We start from the raw sequence: 17,210 nt of genomic DNA, 5'->3' as shown, positions 1-17,210 counted from the left end.
TGAAGCTAACGATACAGGATACAGAAAAAAATGAAAGATTATTTAATTTGACATTGACTTTCTTTTTGTATAAAGTGTAAAAAGATACTAAGTCCCGAAATAATAAAAACCTAATCAATAATATACCCACTTCCAATTACGGGACCGAAATATTACAACTGAAAAAGTTAGGAAGTGTCAAAATGGGTAATGAAATAGAATGGTTTGCAGAGATAACTCCTGAGCTGCGGAAATGGACCGGAGGCAAAGGAGGGATGCTTGCTAGGATGCTTCAAGCTGGTTATCCGATTCCTGATGGTTTTATTGTTTTTCCACAGGCCTTTCAAGGGGAAAAACTTAAGGAAAAGACATGGAAAGAAATGATCAGGTATTTGGAAAAGCTTCGTAAGGATTACCCTAATGTCTCATTTGCAGTAAGGTCTTCAGCCTTGAGCGAGGATTCAGCATTAGCTTCTTTTGCAGGAGAGTTTGAAAGTGTCTTAGAAGTACAAACAAACGAGGACGTTCTGAAAGCCTTGTATGTGGTTCACCATTCTCAATACAGTGAGAGGGTGCGGGCATACAGTGCAGTTAAGGGTTTTGAAGAAGCACACCAAATGGCGATTGTAGTCCAAATCATGGTTCCTTCTGAAATCTCGGGTGTTCTTTTTACAGCAGACCCTATTACGGGCAATCGTTCAGTAATGTCTGGAAATTTTGTGTTCGGGTTAGGGGAGCAACTGGTATCTGGTAAAGGAAATGCTCGTGTTTTCTCCTTATTTAAACCCTCAGGTCGATATAAAGGGCCAAAAGAATTACTTCCTTATATCAAAAAGCTATATTGGTATGCTTCCCGTCTGGAAAAAGCGATGGGAGAACCACAGGATATTGAATGGGCCATTGCCAATGGCCAACTCTTTTTTTTACAAGCACGACCTGTTACTACTTTAAGCCCTGGAAATATGGATACATTTGAATGGAATGATTCTTTATCAGGTGATTTTCTTTGGACGAATACTAATGTAGGTGAATCCATTTCAGATGTTGTTACTCCCTTAAGCTGGTCTATTATTCGTGCTTTGGACGAAGAACATAATGTGATTCCTGGTCATTATTTAATGTCTGGTAATATCTGTGGAAGAGTATACTCCAATGTGAGTGTACCATTGTCCGTTTTTTTTGCATTTGGATGGAAAAAAAAGTCAATATTAAAAAAAATGAGCAATGTTTTTGGGGAAATTCCAGATGAAATCCAAATTCCTATATATCCGTTTTCTAGGAAAGAGCTTATTAAAATAATGCTCCCCAAGATGCTGTATGCTTTTAAACAGACCCGAAAAGCGATGAAATTATTACCACAGCACATAAAAGAAACAGCGGCCTGGTGCACTCAAACGGAAGAGTTAATTGGCAATGTCCAGTCCAAGGAAGAATTGATTACATTATGGCGTGAGCAGCTTTGGCCTAAAAATATTGAAGCGATGTGGATTGCACTGGAAGGACCTAGTAGCAAGATGCAAAATTTTGTTCGATTGAAGGAAAAGTTGGAGAAATGGCTTGGACGTGATGATGCTAGTGTACTTCTATCTAATCTGAGCGGAAGTACAGGTTTGGCCAGCTTGGGACCTGTTGTTGGTATATCTTCAGTCGTGAAAGGTGAAATGAGTCAGGAGGATTATCTATTGGAATATGGGCATCGAGGCCCACATGAGTTTGAGCTATCGATACCTGATCCAAGAGAAGAACCGAGTTGGCTGGAAAAGCAAATCCAAGAAACAAAGAAATCTGGAATAAATGTTGACGATTTATTGTATAAACAACGTGAACAAAATGAAGTGGTTTGGAGAAGATTGGAGCAGCGTTTTCCATACAAGATAAATAAGTTGAAACGTGTCATAGCAAAAATATCTGAAGGACCGCATTTAAGGGAAGCTGTTCGTTCGGAATGGACGCGTGTCTTCAGATTAAATCGCTCTTTCGCGCTGAAAGCAGGCGAGTTGATTGGCATAGGAGAAGATGTATTTTTTTTATATGTAGATGAGATATTGGGCTGGCTTGCAGGAGGAAGTGTTATTGAGGAGAGAATCTCGACCAGAAAAGTGAACTATTTAAAATATAAGCAACTGCCTGCGTTCCCCTCGATTATACGTGGGCGATTTGAACCTTTACAATGGATGGAGGATCCCAATCGCAGAGTAGATTATTATGATCCATATATACCATTAGATAGCTCTATCCATTCTGAAATCATTGAAGGAGTTGCTGGAGCGGCAGGTAGAATTGAGGGGACTGTACGTGTACTGAGAAATCCTGAGGATGGACACCAGCTCCTTCCTGGTGAAATACTGGTGACCTCGACAACGAATGTAGGCTGGACTCCACTTTTTCCAAAAGCAGCTGCGATTGTAACAGATATAGGAGCACCACTCTCTCATGCTGCTATTGTAGCCAGAGAGCTAGGCATTCCAGCTGTTGTAGGATGTGGAAATGCTACTACAAGAATGAAAACCGGCGACAGGGTTATTGTTGATGGTGGGCAGGGAATTGTACTAACGAGGTGAGGAGATAAATTTTTTGAATTTCTCAATAGAACCAACCTGATTCAACCTATCAGCTTCTGTACGCCGCATATTCGCCTATAAAAGCTGATATTGGAGTGGTTTCAAGTTTTGATGTATTGCTTTACAGTCAGGAATAATACAATCCTGGGTATCGTGAAGTACAAAGGATCATGATAAACTGAGTGTAAACGCAAAATCGGGCAATAGTGTGCATGTGGTCAAAAATATATGCTGAAGCAAATTGCTCGATGAGGAGTGAAACTTGAATGAGCAATCTATTGAGGAGTGAAACAAATGTCACTTGAACACCAGCAAAATCTTGGGCTGAGGGAGCGAAAAAAAGCAAAAACCATTGCATCGATTCAAATGCATGCGTTACGCCTATTCAGCGAACTGGGATATAACGAAACTACTGTGGAACAGATTGCAGAAGCAGCGGAGATTTCACCAAGCACCTTTTTTCGCTATTTTTCGAGCAAGGAGGATGTGATTGTTACAGATAACTATGATCCCCTGCTTATATCTGCATTTGAAGAACAGCCAGCTCATTTAACTCCACTTCAAGCTGTGCGTAATGCTATGTTAGCAACCATGTCTGACATGTCCGGCGACGAAATGTCCACTACACGTGAGCGTAACCAACTCGTGATGTCAGTACCGGAACTCCGGGCTGCAACCTTGAATAATTTGACTGATACAATGCATATGATTGCTGAGATGGTTTCCAAACGGGTGGGACGAGATCCTGGAGACTTGCAGATTCGAACTTTTGCAGGCGCCGTCATAGGTGTTAACATATCTGTTATGTTGCATTATGCGGAAAATCCAACTGAAAATTTTTCTGAATTATTATCTGAAGCATTAAATCTCTTGGAGACTGGCCTTCCACTATAAACAATTGAGCCTATGTTTAAGAAGAGGCTTCTGTTTGCCTCCTTAAATCTCATTTCATAATATTAAATAAACAAGCGGTAAGCTGTCTTCGGTATCTGGTCGGAGGCAGCTTGTTTGGGTTCACAATACATAAAATATACTGATTATATCAATTTATGATTTTTTCATGGTAGTGATGGACCATTTCCTGTTCGTATAATTTTTATGTATAGTAAAATTAAATGCATAAATTCAACAAATGATATTAGTGTAAAGCTGTTATATATTCATGATACCGTATGATATCAGGAAATGATTTAATTGGATAAAAAATAGATAGGTGTCGAAATTTGTATGAAATTAGTTGTTGATTAATGTTTTTCCTTTTGATAATATCTACTTCATAATATAACTATAAAAGGGAATAAATATAATATTTAAAATTGAAATATTTCTGCGTCTCTACTGAGAAGGGATTGACAGCGATTATGAGCTGGTATGTGCTGCATGTCGAAACCGGACAAGAAAATGTGGTTCGAGCGATGATACGTAAATTCTACAATCCGTCGTCAATGTATGCGATAGTTCCCAAACGTAGGCTGTTAGAAAAAAGACAGGGTCACATCTATGAAGTTTGTCGAACGATTTTTCCAGGTTATGTATTTGTAAATACGGAGATGAATGCAAAAACTTATAATGATCTTAGGCGGCTTCCTAAATGCTATCGACTTCTAAATAATTTTAACCATCGTTATCATCAAATAGAGTCTAAAGAAATAAGAGTGAATCCGGAAGATAGAATTGAGTCCTATTCGTTCTCAAAAATTGACGACGAAGAAATGAGACCTATTCTCCAACTTATTGATAAAGATGAAATTATAGGATATTCGTCTTTATATCTAAGAAATACAAGGGCCGTTGTATGTGACGGTCCGCTAACGGGTGAGGAAGAAAGAATAAAAAAGATTGATGCGCGGAAAAAAAGAGCGAGGATTATCTTGAGGCTGAATGGCGCAGAAAAATATATTGATGTGGGAATTAAGATTGTTTCAGTATCGGAAAATGCCCAAATGAACATTACCCCAAAAAATCAGAGTGAAGCCAACTGATGCTTCGGTACATTGGTGTAGCGATGAGGTCATATTGCAGTTGTGTGTGTAGTCTATTGAAAAATAGATGAGTGGGCGAAGCTATGTTCATTTCGAAATTAATACAGTTGATGTAGAGGGCTTCTCTAATTAGTTCTAAATATATAGGGTCATATTCAGAGGATGCTAAGCATCCTTTTTATTATGTTTATAGGTTGATCAGGAAGCGTATATTTTGAGTAAAAGGAGATGTTGAGGTGCATGTCGAGTTCCGAAAATCCTCATAGAAAACAAAATGATATCGCTATTATAGGGATATCTGGGATATTTGCCTCTGATGCTACAATTGATCAGCTCTGGGATCATCAAAAAGAGGGGAAAGAGTTTATCAATAATTTATCAGAAAAACGACAGCAGGATATGAATTCCTATTTAAACTGGATCATGGGGAAAGAGGAAAACAGAGCTATTTCATTTGCACGCCAAGCCTTTTTGTATAACGTTGATTATTTTGATTATCCTTTCTTTTCCATCTCTTTCGAAGAAGCATGTGTGATAGACCCTTCTCTTCGTTTGTTGTTGCAAGTAGTATGGCATACGCTGGAAGATGCGGGGTACGGTGGCGATTCATTGTATGGAACCAGAACAGGTGTGTTTTACGGAGAAAGTGATCTGCCGGAATATTCATATGCTCAGATGGTCGCCGATGTTAATCCTGTCCTAGGTGATCTATGTGTTACGGAGAATTTATCTTCGTTAATTCCTAGTCGGATCGCTTATATCATGGATTGGCATGGTCCCACTGTAGTAACCAACGCTTCAGATGCTTCATCATTAGTTGCAGTACATCAGGCTTGCCAATCGATACGGGCGGGAGAGTGTGAACAAGCACTAATAGGGACGTCCCGCATTAATTTGTTTCCAATACAATCAGGCGATACTCAAGTAGATTATGGAGAAGGAGTTATGGCAATCCTGATCAAGCCCTTAAACAAGGCGATGCTGGACGGAGATCACATTCATGCTGTTATAAAGGGCTCGTCGACGAATCATCATGGACGAGTACGAGATAGCAGTACATATAAGGATTTGCTTGTACAAGCATGGAATAATGCAAGTATCGATCCTTCAACTATTTCATTTATAGAAACACATAACATTGAAAATAACTTGGAATATGTCAGGGAAAGAGAGGGGATACAGTCTGCATTTTCACATTTGAGAGGAACACAGAGTCAGCTTTTCTTGGGATCTGTAAAATCCTCTATAGGACAGTTGTATCATGCTTCTGGTCTGGCAGGGCTATTGCAAGCTGTTATGGCCTTAAAATATAAGGAACTGCCGTCAGGAGCATACAAGCAATGGGGAGATGCAAATATCACTCCGGATGACTCTGCTGAATGTTATAGCGATGTTATCCAATTCTCGACAAAAAAAGAAGTTTTGCGGTGCGGGATCAGTTCCTTTTCTAGAGGAGGGGCCAACTGTCATGTCATTTTAGAAAATTTCTTGAAGACACCCTCAGAGGAAAAAGGCCAAGATTGGGAGATGTTGGCTCTTTCGGCTCAGAGCGAATCGAGTTTGCTAGAGTTAATAAACAGTTACAAAGAGTGGATGACTCAATCTGAAGGATATCGGTTAGGTGATTTATGCTATACCGCAAATGCTGGTCGCAAACACTTTGGATATCGATTGGCTATTATAGCTTCGAATAAAGAGGAAATGCTAGATAAACTGACGGCATTATGTACAACAAGTTTAGAACTGATGGATGTACCAGCGGTATATTATAGTGAGTTGGACAATCATCAACCTGTTATTGAGAAAGTAAGGGAAACATATTTGAAAAAAAATGAAGAGCGTGAAAAAGCGATGAACGAGCTTGGTCAGTTGTATGCACAAGGGGCAGAGTTCGTTTGGGATGAAATATACAAAAATAGTGATTATCAAAAGATCAGCCTGCCTGTATATCCATTTTCAAAGCTGCGTTGTTGGATAGATTCGTCGGCGCCAGTCATAAAAAGTATTGGCACTGAAAGGGAGAAAAGAGAGGTAATCATATTAGAATTATTTAAAAAATACCTTGGCTTCTCTCACATTAAATTGGCGGACAATTTTTATGAATTAGGTGGAGATTCTATTACAGCTATCAAGATTGTGAATGAATTGAATGCTATATTGCATACCGATCTAAAAGATGTGGATGTGCTTAAAAACCCGTCTGTTGCACAACTGACTGAATTGTTGAGGAATACAGAAGGGATGGTACCTGGTTCATTCAGCACTATAAAAAAGCACCCTGTTAAACCATATTATCCATTATCGTCAGACCAAAGCAGGATATTTGTAATGATGCAGTATAATCCTGATTTTACGATGTATAACAAGCCTTTGGCCCTTATTGTGGACGGAAATATGGACTTTAACAGACTACAAATAGCTATTGATCGAATTGTGAGAAGACATGAGGCGTTACGGACGTCATTTGATGTTATGGATGGAGAGCCGATCCAAATTATTCATGATGATGCGAGAATAGAAATGGAAATGTATCCTTCAATATTAGAGGAAGACGAATTGAAAGTGATGATGAAAAAATTCACGAACCCGTTTAATTGGAGAACGGCCCCTTTGGCACGAGGAGCTCTAGTTCAATTAACAAATGGCAAACAAGCGCTGGTATTTGATTTCCATCATCTAATCTCTGATGGCACTTCGCTATTGATTTTTTTCAAAGAGCTAATCCACTTCTATAAATCAAATCAGGAGCTGGAGCCGCCTACAGTTCAATTTAGAGATTATGTGGTATGGCAAAATGAACGAAAACATTCTCCAGAGAAGGAACAGATGCGACAATTTTGGATATCCAAATGCGCTGCACCAATCCCTCAATTGAATTTGCCTGTAGATTTTGAAAGACCAGCCCATAAAACCTATCAAGGTTCACAAATCTGTTTGCAAATGAATTCAGAGTTAGTAGAGAGCATATATCGTTTTTCTAAGGAAACAGACTCAACGATATATATTGTGCTGCTTGCCGCCTATCATTTACTGTTAGAGAAACAAACTGGACAAAACGACATTATCATCGGCTCTGTATCACAGGGAAGACCTCATAGAGATGTTGATCCTGTAATTGGCATGTTTGTTCATACCATAATCATGCGTAACTGTTCCAGCAAAGAGATTACGTTCCATGAATTTATCAATCAGGTTAGGACAAATACGTTGCAAAGTTTTGAGCATCAAGACTACCCATTTGAAGATTTGGTGGCAATGCTACAGCTGAACAGAGATAGAAGCCGTAACCCTTTATTTGATGTAGCATTTATTCTGCATAACATGTACACCTCTCTGAAAAGTCCAGAGTTTTATGATATATACAATTATCCGTATCACAACGGAGTTTCTCTGGTTGATCTTGCTTTGGAAGTACATGAGACTGTAGAGGGAATTTCATGTAACTGGGAGTATAGCACTTCGTTGTTCCAGCAAGAAACCGTGCAAACACTAGGGAAGGAATTCATGAAAATCTTGGCACAGCTTATCTGTCAACCGAATATTCCAATCGGTAAGCACCCTTGTCTTCACAAAAATGTGAATATAGTGGAAGATGTTGAATTCTTGTTTTAGATGGCTGATCTGGGATCGGCAAGTAGGAGGGTAAACAATGGAGACTATATCTAAAGAAGGAATAAACCAACCTGCAGATCGAGTTGGCTTGGAATTTTGGAGTCGTACTTTGGATAAAAGATTGGACATGACTGGCTTCCCTCATGACTATACTGGACAAGAGTTGAAGACGAATAAAGTTTTGAATACTCGTCTATTTTCTGGCGAAGTACAGACTGGATTATTTGAGATGACCCGTCACTCTCATTTGGGTGTTTTTATGATTTTGGTATCTGGCGTAAAATATCTGTTATCCCGCTATACTGGCCTGCGGGATATAGTTGTGGGGACACCTGCTTTAAAAATGAAAGAAAGTGAACGGGCAGGTAGCTCATGGGTTTTGCTTCGTAGCAAACTTATCCCAGATATGACGATCCGCGATTGGATCAACGGAATGAAGGAAACTATGACAGAAGCATTCCGGCATCAGGATGTATCGTTCCACGCTATAGCGCAGCGAGCTGGAATTGTATACTCGGATGACACCAGACCGCAGATAAAAACACTTGTGTTATTTAACCCCATTCAGTCAAGGGAAAGCATAGATGAAATTCATTCGGAGATCATTTTTGACTTTGATATGATTGAGGGAGTATTATCTTTGACAATTAAGTACTCTCCCCAATTGTTTTCTGCCGCTACGATAGAGCATCTAACAGATGCATTGTTTCTGTACTATGCCTGCATATTGAAAGATACGCAAACAATTCTGGAAGATATTAAACTTCTTTCTGAGAGCAATCGTCATCAGTTACTGTATCAATTTAACAAGCCGCAAGAATTGCAATCCGGTACTGCTTGCACATTTCAACAATTATTCAATGAGCAGGTTCGAGCACAGCCTGAGAAAACCGCTTTAATTTTTGAACATCAAGAATGGACGTATCAAAAGCTCAACGATCAGGCTGATCGTTTGGCTTTTGATCTCGTAAAAAACCATCAACTGCTCCCAGAAGAAGCAGTTGCCGTATACATGAATAGATCACCTTATGTATATATAGCCATGTTAGCGATTTGGAAGGCAAGTGGCGTGTTTGTTCCTATTGACCCGGCTGTTCCATTGGAACGTGTGACAGATATTCTTCGGGAAGGGAATGTACGCATTGCACTAACAACAGCTGCTAACAAGCAAGCTTTACGGGGAATTAAGCCAAAATGTGAATTGCTGGAAAGAGTTTTCTGCGTAGATACAGATGATCTTAGTGTCATGGCAGTAGAGCCCTTATTAATGATCAGCTCAGGTGGATCGCTGGCCTATATCATTTTTACATCTGGATCAACCGGGAAACCCAAGGGAGTTGAAATTGAGCATAATTCTGTCGTCCGATTCCTACATGCTATCGATGAAGTAATCGCTCCTGTTTCCCCTCAAGTTATTCTTAATGCTGCCAGTATAGCCTTTGATTTATTTATATCCGAGGCCTTGTATGGTCTTTTCAAGGGAATTCAAGTCGTTATTGCCAATGAACGAGAACATATAGATTCTGCTGAGTTGGGGCGTTTGGTAGAAGAACATCATATCGATGTCATGATGATTACACCTTCACGACTGCAACTGATGATGCTTCACAAGGAGTCTGCGAAAGCACTGCAACGTATCAAAATGTTTCTTATTGGCGGTCAAGAATTGAAGATAGGTTTTTTACGTGAGATTCAACAAATGACCAAAGCTTATATTGTGAATGTCTATGGACCAACGGAAGCGACGTGTTTGGCGACATCAGCTGTATTGAATCAGGCTTCCCAAGTCACGATTGGTCGCCCATTGGATCATTATAGATGCTACATTGTAGATGAAAAGAATCGGTTGCAACTGATCGGTGCAATTGGCGAATTGGTAATAGCCGGAACCGGGGTGGCGCGGGGCTATGTGAACAATCCAAGGTTGACCGAGGAGAAATTCATTGAAGACTTGTTGTATGAGGGACAAAGAATGTACAAGACAGGCGATCTGGCACGTTGGTTGCCCACTGGGGAGATTCAGTATCTGGGACGGATTGATAGTCAGGTCAAAATAAGAGGATACCGCATTGAAACCAGTGATGTTGAAACCGCTTTAATCTCTCACCCAGATATTCGTGAGGCGGTTGTGCTTGTCAATCCAGGACCCAATGGTGTTGGGGAACTGGTCGCTTATTTGATTAGCGATCATAAATTGAGCTTCAACGTCCTATACGACTTTTTGAAGCTGAAGGTACCTGAATATATGGTTCCGGTGCGCTATGCTCAGGTGTCTGCTCTACCTCTGACGGTAAATGGAAAAATTGATAAATCTGCTTTGGCAAGCATGGATCAACTGAAGTTGTCTGGAGCTACACTTTACCGGGCACCCATGAATAATATCCAGAGAGCTTTAGTTGAAGTATGGCAGCAATTGCTTGAAGTTGAACGGATAGGAATTGATGATAATTTTTTTAAAATTGGAGGAACTTCCTTGTCCGGGGTCAAAATGGTTGCACTGCTGAGTGACAGATACACTATCTCCATTAACGACTTATTTGATTATCCGACTATCGCTCAACTGTCTCTTCACGTGGTTGAACATGCAGGGTATTTTCATCATTTGCTTGAGGTGATGAAGCCTTCAGCTGTTCATACGGATGTGGATATGGTTGCGTCACTCGGATCAAGAGAGGAGGCACTACGGACATACCTAGCAAAAGTGGAGGCTTGGCGGGATCGAGATCTCACGCTGCAAAAGTCCTACAAGCATATTCTATTGACAGGTGGTACAGGTTTTTTGGGTACACATCTTCTACAGGAGCTTCTCAACAGATCGAATGCCCGAATTACCCTTCTAGTAAGAGGAGAGTCTCGAATAATATCAGAGGACTATCTCCAAGAAAGATTTCAATACTATTTTTTAGAAGGACATCATGAAGTAGGATGGGCAAGAGTATCTGTAGTTTGCGGTGATGTAACACTATCGAATCTGGGATTGGAATCTACAGAATATGAGAAATTGGCTGAGGACGTGGATTGTATCATTCATACGGCATCACTGACAAGACATTACGGCACAGCAGCGGAATTTGAAAAAGTGAACATCGATGGTACTCGACACATACTTCATTTTGCTGCTTTCAAGAATATCAAGGACATCCACTTTACGTCCAATATGAGCATCGGTACGGGAAGTAATATTCAGTTGTTTGACGAGTATATTGAAGAGGTAGGGCCTATTCGAGCGGATATTAATAATCACTTTCTGAGAAGTAAAATGGAAGCTGAAGCACTGTTGAGGACCGCTAGAGATAGGGGACTGAGTTGTACAATTTATCGCTTAAATTCTCTTAATAATAACACTCAAACAGGAAAGTTTATGGTTAACAAGGAGAGTAACGCATTTTATTCTTTTGTAAATGCAATGAATAACATCGGTCTGTTTCCAGATTTGCATGAACCAATATTGGATATGACAGGTGTGGATCAAGCTGCCAAAGCTATTGTTACTCTATTCGACCGGCCTGCTCTGCATAATCAAAACCATCATGTATTTAATCCTCATCGAATCAGTTGGGGACAGTTGGGGAGAGAACTACAATCTATCAATGAAAAAATAGAACTGGTCGACTATGAATTATTTATACGTATCATAACTCAAAAGTTTAATGACCCTTCTACTCGCAAAGAAGTCATAAATGTCATTCTCAATCTTTTTTTACTCCGCAATACTGAATGGTTGAATTATTTACGTGTATGTGACCGAACAGAACTCATACTTGACCGTCTTGGATTTAAGTGGGGAACTATCGGGAAGCAACAGACCGAATGCTACCTTAGCTGATAATTATCGACTCTTATATACATATGACACGAGGGTAGGGAGGTGCAGTGGTTGAAGCTGATAGACCATTGAAGGAGGAAACAGAAGATGAGAACAATTGGGTTAGTCGGTGGATTAAGCTATGAATCGACGTTATTTTACTATAAGTATATTAATGAGCGTGTTAATCAGCAGCTTGGAAAAACTCATTCGGCCAAGTTGATTCTAAACAGCTTGAATAATGAGGAAGTTTTGTCTCTTGTAAATGCTAATCGAATGCAGGATGTTACGGAAATATTAGTCAATGCTGCAATCGTAGTTGAGAGAGCCGGGGCTGATTGTCTGCTGATATGTTGCAATTCGGTTCATCAAGTAGCGGAAGAAGTACAACGTCATATTCGTATACCTCTTCTTCATATAACAGATGCAGTTACAAATAAAGTTTCCGAAACAGGCGTTAAGCGGGTTGGACTTATCGGAACCAACTTTACAATGAAAGAAACATTTTATAAACGCAAGTTGGAAGAAAGAGGGATTGATGTTATCCTTCCAGATCAGCCTGATCGCAATTATATACATCAAGTGATTTTCAGCGAATTGGTGCTGGGCCTGTTTACCATGGAAGCTAAGAGAAAGTTCCAACGCATTATCCTTAAATTAATCTCTGAAGGTGCTCAGGGAGTCATACTGGGCTGCACAGAGATTCCGTTGCTTATTAATCAAAAGGATGTCAGCGTTCCTGTTTTTGATACTACTGCATTGCATGCAGACAGTGGAATTGACTTTATGTTTGGAAGTGCGAATACTAGAGAGGAGTTATCGCTATGGAAACAACAAATGTGAACAAAGTTGAGGTTAAGCCGCAATCTATACCGCCACAGGCTAGTGTTATGGGGTATATTGGTAGTTACTTTTTCTCGTTTGTGATTAAGACTGCAACAGAGTTGGGTGTGTTTAAAGGTTTACAGCAAGGGAAAAAAACGAACGACGAGTTAGCGACTCATTTGGAGCTAGACTCAGTTTCTTTACGAAGATTGTTAAGAGCATTAGTCGCCATGGATCTTCTTAAGGTTGATGCATCTGGAAATTACGAGGTAACTGCGTATGGAGCTACATTGCAACCAGGGGAAACCCCTCAATCGATTGAGCCCATTGCAAATTATTTGCTAGGGGATTTTATTATTGAACCTATGATGAATTTGGGATACAGCATCCGGACCGGAAGGCCTGCATTCGACAATTCCGCATGGTTTGAAGCTGGGAAAATAAATATTGAGCAGCAGCAAGTGGTCAACCGTGCGATGGAAGTATATTCAAAAGTAAGTTTACCAACAATACTGAATTCATATTCATTTGACGAGTTTGATGTCATTGTGGATGTTGCGGGTGGTCTAGGACAAATATTGGCTGGTATTCTAGAGGAAAATGTAAATAGTCGCGGGGTTTTATATGATTTGCCATCAACGATCGAGCGAGCAAAGGAATATATAGATTCTGTAGATATGACAGGACGTTGTGAGTTAATTGGTGGAGATATGTTTGAAACGATTCCGGCTGGTGGAAATCTCTATATTATCAGCAAAGCGTTAAACGATTGGGATGATGAGCACGTTCTGTCCGCACTCAGTAATATACGTTCAGCGATGTTAAATGACTCTAAATTAATTATTATAGAGATGCTTGTTGATGATAAGCATCCGACAAAAGAAGAGGTAATTCGGGATTTACTGTTTCTGGCCGTCACTCCGGGTGGAGGCGTTAGAACTCAGTCGGAATTCGAGGTGTTGATACATCGATCCGGTTTACAAATTACACGTGTTATTCCCACTTCAGATCAATTCTGCATTATTGAATGTGAGCGAAAACAATAATTATAGCTTTTATGATAATCTAAAGTCCGTTTTGTAAAGTTATGTTCATCAAAAGGTGAACATAACTTTTTTCATATGCATTGCAAGTGGAGGTGGTGTTGTGTATGAATCAGTCAGTTGTATTTATGTATCCGGGTCAGGGATCGCAGTATTATCACATGGGAATTCAGCTGTACAAACATAATGATGTGTTTCGAGTGTGTATGGACACATTAAATGACCAGGTATACGGACTTATCGGGGAGTCAGTACTGGATATCATTTATGACCCGGGCCGTAGGGTGGGAGAACGTTTTGACCGTACGTTATACACTCATATTGCGATTTTTATGGTCGAATGCTCACTCACCAAGATATTTCTGAGTCATGGAATTGAGCCGAATGCTGTCATTGGAACAAGCTTGGGAGAATACGCAGCAACGGTAACCGCAGGAGTATGGAGCATGGAAACGGCTCTTCAAGCGGTCGTTCGACAAGCAGAGCTGCTTGAATCTACCTGTGCTGAAGGAGGAATGCTAGCCATTCTGCACAATTTGAATATATATTCGTCTGATCCGTTGTTGCGTGAGCTTTGTGAACTTGCAGCTGTAAATCATCAATCACATTTTATTGTATCAGGTAGTGCCCGAAATATTGATCGTGTAGAGCAATTGCTTAAGAGCAAGGAAGTTGTCTGCTTACGGCTCGCGGTTTCGCATGGGTTTCACTCGTCCTGTATTGATCCCGCGGAGAAGCCATACCTGAGCTATGTGCAGGAGCAGATCCTACATAAACCTGTGATTCCTTATGGATCAAGCGTATACGGTAAAATTATTGGACGACTGGAGCCAGATTACTTTTGGAAGGTTGCCCGTAAACCGATCCGATTCGCTGAGGCAGTAAGTTCTATAACACACGAACAAAAGGAAGGCATCTATATTGATATGGGGCCTTCGGGTACCTTGGTAAATATTGTGAAAAATCTGCCTATATATAATCAAAAACAAACAGCTTTGTCTATAATGACACCCTTTCATAAAGACTGTAATCAATTGGATGACATTATACGGCGTTATGCTGATTCAAAGGAGAATGGCGTATGTTAGCATTTGTTTTCCCTGGACAGGGCTCGCAGCGTAAAGGAATGGGTGAAGGATTATTTGAGGAATTTCCTGAGCTTACACGGCAGGCTAATGCCATTCTTGGTTATTCCATAGAGGAATTGTGTTTAGTGGATGCGTACAATCAGTTGCAACAAACGCAATTTACACAGCCTGCTTTATACACAGTTAATGCACTTATGTATCTAAAAACGTTGCAAGTAAGTGGTGTTTCTCCCGAAATTGTAGCAGGGCACAGTCTGGGGGAGTATAATGCATTATTTGCTGGAGGTGCCTTCGATTTTGCCACAGGTTTGAAGTTGGTGAAAAAAAGAGGAGAATTAATGAGTCTCGCCGCTGGTGGCAAAATGGCAGCCATTATAGGAATGGATATGAACAATATCCAACAAACTTTAACACAGAATAGACTGGACGGCATAGATATAGCTAATCTGAATTCTCCACAACAAGTAGTGATTTCTGGATTAGAAGAAGATATGGGGCGGGCAAAGTTGATTTTTGAGGCGACTTCTACCATTACTTATATCCCACTTACTGTGAGCGGAGCCTTTCATTCCAGATATATGGAGGAAGCAGGGAATAAATTTGCTGCTTATTTAGATGGGTTTGCATTTTCTAATTTAAAAATACCAGTTATATCGAATTTTAGTGCCAGACCCTACACTAAGTCAGAATTAAAATCAAATCTGGTTCGACAAATGACAAGTTCCGTAAAATGGTGTGAGACCGTGCAGATTCTCTTGGGGTTGGATCATGTGGAAATCAGAGAAATTGGCCCAGGTCATGTTTTGACAAGTTTGACGCAAAAAATCAAACAGGGAGCTGCTCCCATTACGTTATCTCGGGAAGAATGGAATTATAAAGAGTCTGAACAAATTCAGCTAACCAATGACACTAGGACACCTACTAATCCGCTAGTGTCTGGGATTACACCAGAGTTTCTCGGCTCTGAGGAGTTTAGAAAGGATTATGGCATCAGATATGCCTATCTGACCGGAGCTATGTTCAAAGGGATTTCATCCAAAGAGATGGTAGTTAAGATGGGCAAAGCAGGTATGATGGGCTTTTTGGGAACTGGAGGGTTGTCTATTCCTCAGATTGAATCTGATATTCAATATATTCAGCAGGAGTTGGATGAAGGACAAGCTTACGGAATGAATTTTTTACATACACCCGGCAAGCTTGATAGAGAAAGAGATCTTACGGAACTTTATCTCAAATATGAAATACGTAAAATAGAAGTTTCAGCATTTATTAATATAACAGAGTCACTAATCCGCTATCGTGCTAATGGTTTATACGATAAACCGGACGGAACGGTAGAGATTCGCAACCGCGTTCTCGCTAAGGTATCGAGACCGGAGGTTGCGGAAAACTTTCTGAGTCCGGCCCCTGTTTTATTAGTGGAGAAAATGATCCAGGCTGGTCAAATTACGCAAGAACAAGCGAAAAGGCTGGCTCAGGTTGCAATGGCGGATGATCTATGTCTGGAAGCTGATTCGGGAGGACATACAGATGGCGGAGTAGCCTACGTATTAATGCCTGCTATCACGAGGTTACGTGACGATATGATGAAGAAGTATGAATACAAGAAAAAGGTGAGGGTCGGCGCAGCAGGTGGTATTGGTACTCCTGAAGCCGCAGCAGCTGCATTTATGTTGGGTGCCGATTTTATAGTTACCGGTTCTATTAATCAATGTACTGTGGAGGCAGGTACTAGCAATAATGCCAAAGATATGCTTGAACAAATCAATATTCAGGACACGACCTATGCTCCGGCAGGAGATATGTTTGAATTAGGGGCCAAAGTACAAGTTCTAAAAAAAGGTGTGTTCTTTCCAGCACGGGCTAACAAGCTCTATGATCTATATCGTCAATATAATTCATTGGAAGAGATTAGTGATAAGGATCAGAAGCAAATTCAGGAAAAATATTTCAAGCGAAGTTTTGATGAAGTATACGAGGAAGTTAGACGACATTATCCACAACAGGAGATTGAAAAAGCGGAACTAAACCCCAAGCGTAAAATGGCTTTAATTTTCAAGTGGTATTTTGCTTATTCGTCGTATTTAGCTTGCAGTGGGGAAGCAGACAATCGACTCGATTATCAGATCCAATGCGGTCCAGCACTGGGCTCATTTAATCAGTGGGTTAAAGGTACAAAATGGGAACGCTGGCAGCATCGTCATGTAGATGACATTGGCATCAAGATCATGACAGAAACAGCCCAAATACTGAATCGTAGATTTATTGCGTTTCATGGAGCAGTTTATGAGTAAAGTTCAATCGGGAAGAGTGAG

At 40.4% G+C, this 17,210-nt stretch carries 9 protein-coding genes; all 9 read left to right on the top strand.

Going from position 1 to position 17,210, the window contains the following annotated elements; translation table 11 throughout:
• Nucleotides 1-182 precede the first annotated feature (182 nt).
• The 9 genes from MKY35_RS19695 (at nucleotide 183) to fabD (ending at nucleotide 17,189) form a co-directional block, all read left to right on the top strand.
• Nucleotides 183-2,540 (top strand): PEP/pyruvate-binding domain-containing protein, encoded by a 2,358-nt coding sequence (locus MKY35_RS19695; RefSeq protein WP_342444620.1) that lies wholly within the window; start codon nucleotides 183-185, stop codon nucleotides 2,538-2,540.
• A 294-nt stretch (nucleotides 2,541-2,834) separates the two neighbouring features.
• Nucleotides 2,835-3,434, top strand: coding sequence for a TetR family transcriptional regulator (locus MKY35_RS19690; RefSeq protein ID WP_029514826.1), 600 nt, complete (start codon nucleotides 2,835-2,837; stop codon nucleotides 3,432-3,434).
• A gap of 467 nt (nucleotides 3,435-3,901) precedes the next feature.
• Nucleotides 3,902-4,522, top strand: coding sequence for an antiterminator LoaP (loaP, locus tag MKY35_RS19685; RefSeq protein ID WP_029514827.1), 621 nt, complete (start codon nucleotides 3,902-3,904; stop codon nucleotides 4,520-4,522).
• 240 nt (nucleotides 4,523-4,762) lie between these two features.
• Nucleotides 4,763-8,134 (top strand): condensation domain-containing protein, encoded by a 3,372-nt coding sequence (locus tag MKY35_RS19680; RefSeq protein ID WP_342444619.1) that lies wholly within the window; start codon nucleotides 4,763-4,765, stop codon nucleotides 8,132-8,134.
• A 37-nt stretch (nucleotides 8,135-8,171) separates the two neighbouring features.
• Nucleotides 8,172-11,960, top strand: coding sequence for an amino acid adenylation domain-containing protein (locus tag MKY35_RS19675; protein ID WP_342444618.1), 3,789 nt, complete (start codon nucleotides 8,172-8,174; stop codon nucleotides 11,958-11,960).
• Between the two features lie 87 nt (nucleotides 11,961-12,047).
• Nucleotides 12,048-12,782 carry an aspartate/glutamate racemase family protein gene (locus MKY35_RS19670; RefSeq protein WP_342444617.1) on the top strand — a complete coding sequence of 245 codons (735 nt, stop codon included), beginning with the start codon at nucleotides 12,048-12,050 and terminating at the stop codon, nucleotides 12,780-12,782.
• Nucleotides 12,764-13,810, top strand: a complete 1,047-nt coding sequence (locus tag MKY35_RS19665) for a methyltransferase (protein ID WP_029514834.1) — start codon at nucleotides 12,764-12,766, stop codon at nucleotides 13,808-13,810. The genes MKY35_RS19670 and MKY35_RS19665 overlap by 19 nt, the downstream gene beginning before the upstream one ends.
• Nucleotides 13,811-13,914: 104 nt before the next feature.
• Nucleotides 13,915-14,895 (top strand): acyltransferase domain-containing protein, encoded by a 981-nt coding sequence (locus tag MKY35_RS19660; RefSeq protein WP_342444616.1) that lies wholly within the window; start codon nucleotides 13,915-13,917, stop codon nucleotides 14,893-14,895.
• The gene (fabD, locus tag MKY35_RS19655) at nucleotides 14,889-17,189 is read left to right on the top strand and encodes an ACP S-malonyltransferase (protein WP_342444615.1); all 2,301 of its coding nucleotides are present in this window, start codon (nucleotides 14,889-14,891) and stop codon (nucleotides 17,187-17,189) included. Before MKY35_RS19660 ends, fabD begins: the two co-directional genes overlap by 7 nt.
• Nucleotides 17,190-17,210 lie beyond the last annotated feature (21 nt).

It is taken from the genome of Paenibacillus sp. FSL L8-0638 (assembly GCF_038593075.1).
Classification (GTDB): Bacteria; Bacillota; Bacilli; order Paenibacillales; family Paenibacillaceae; genus Paenibacillus; species Paenibacillus polymyxa_D.
Note: the sequence above shows the minus strand (reverse complement) of the source record. Positions and strands in the feature narration are given on the sequence as shown.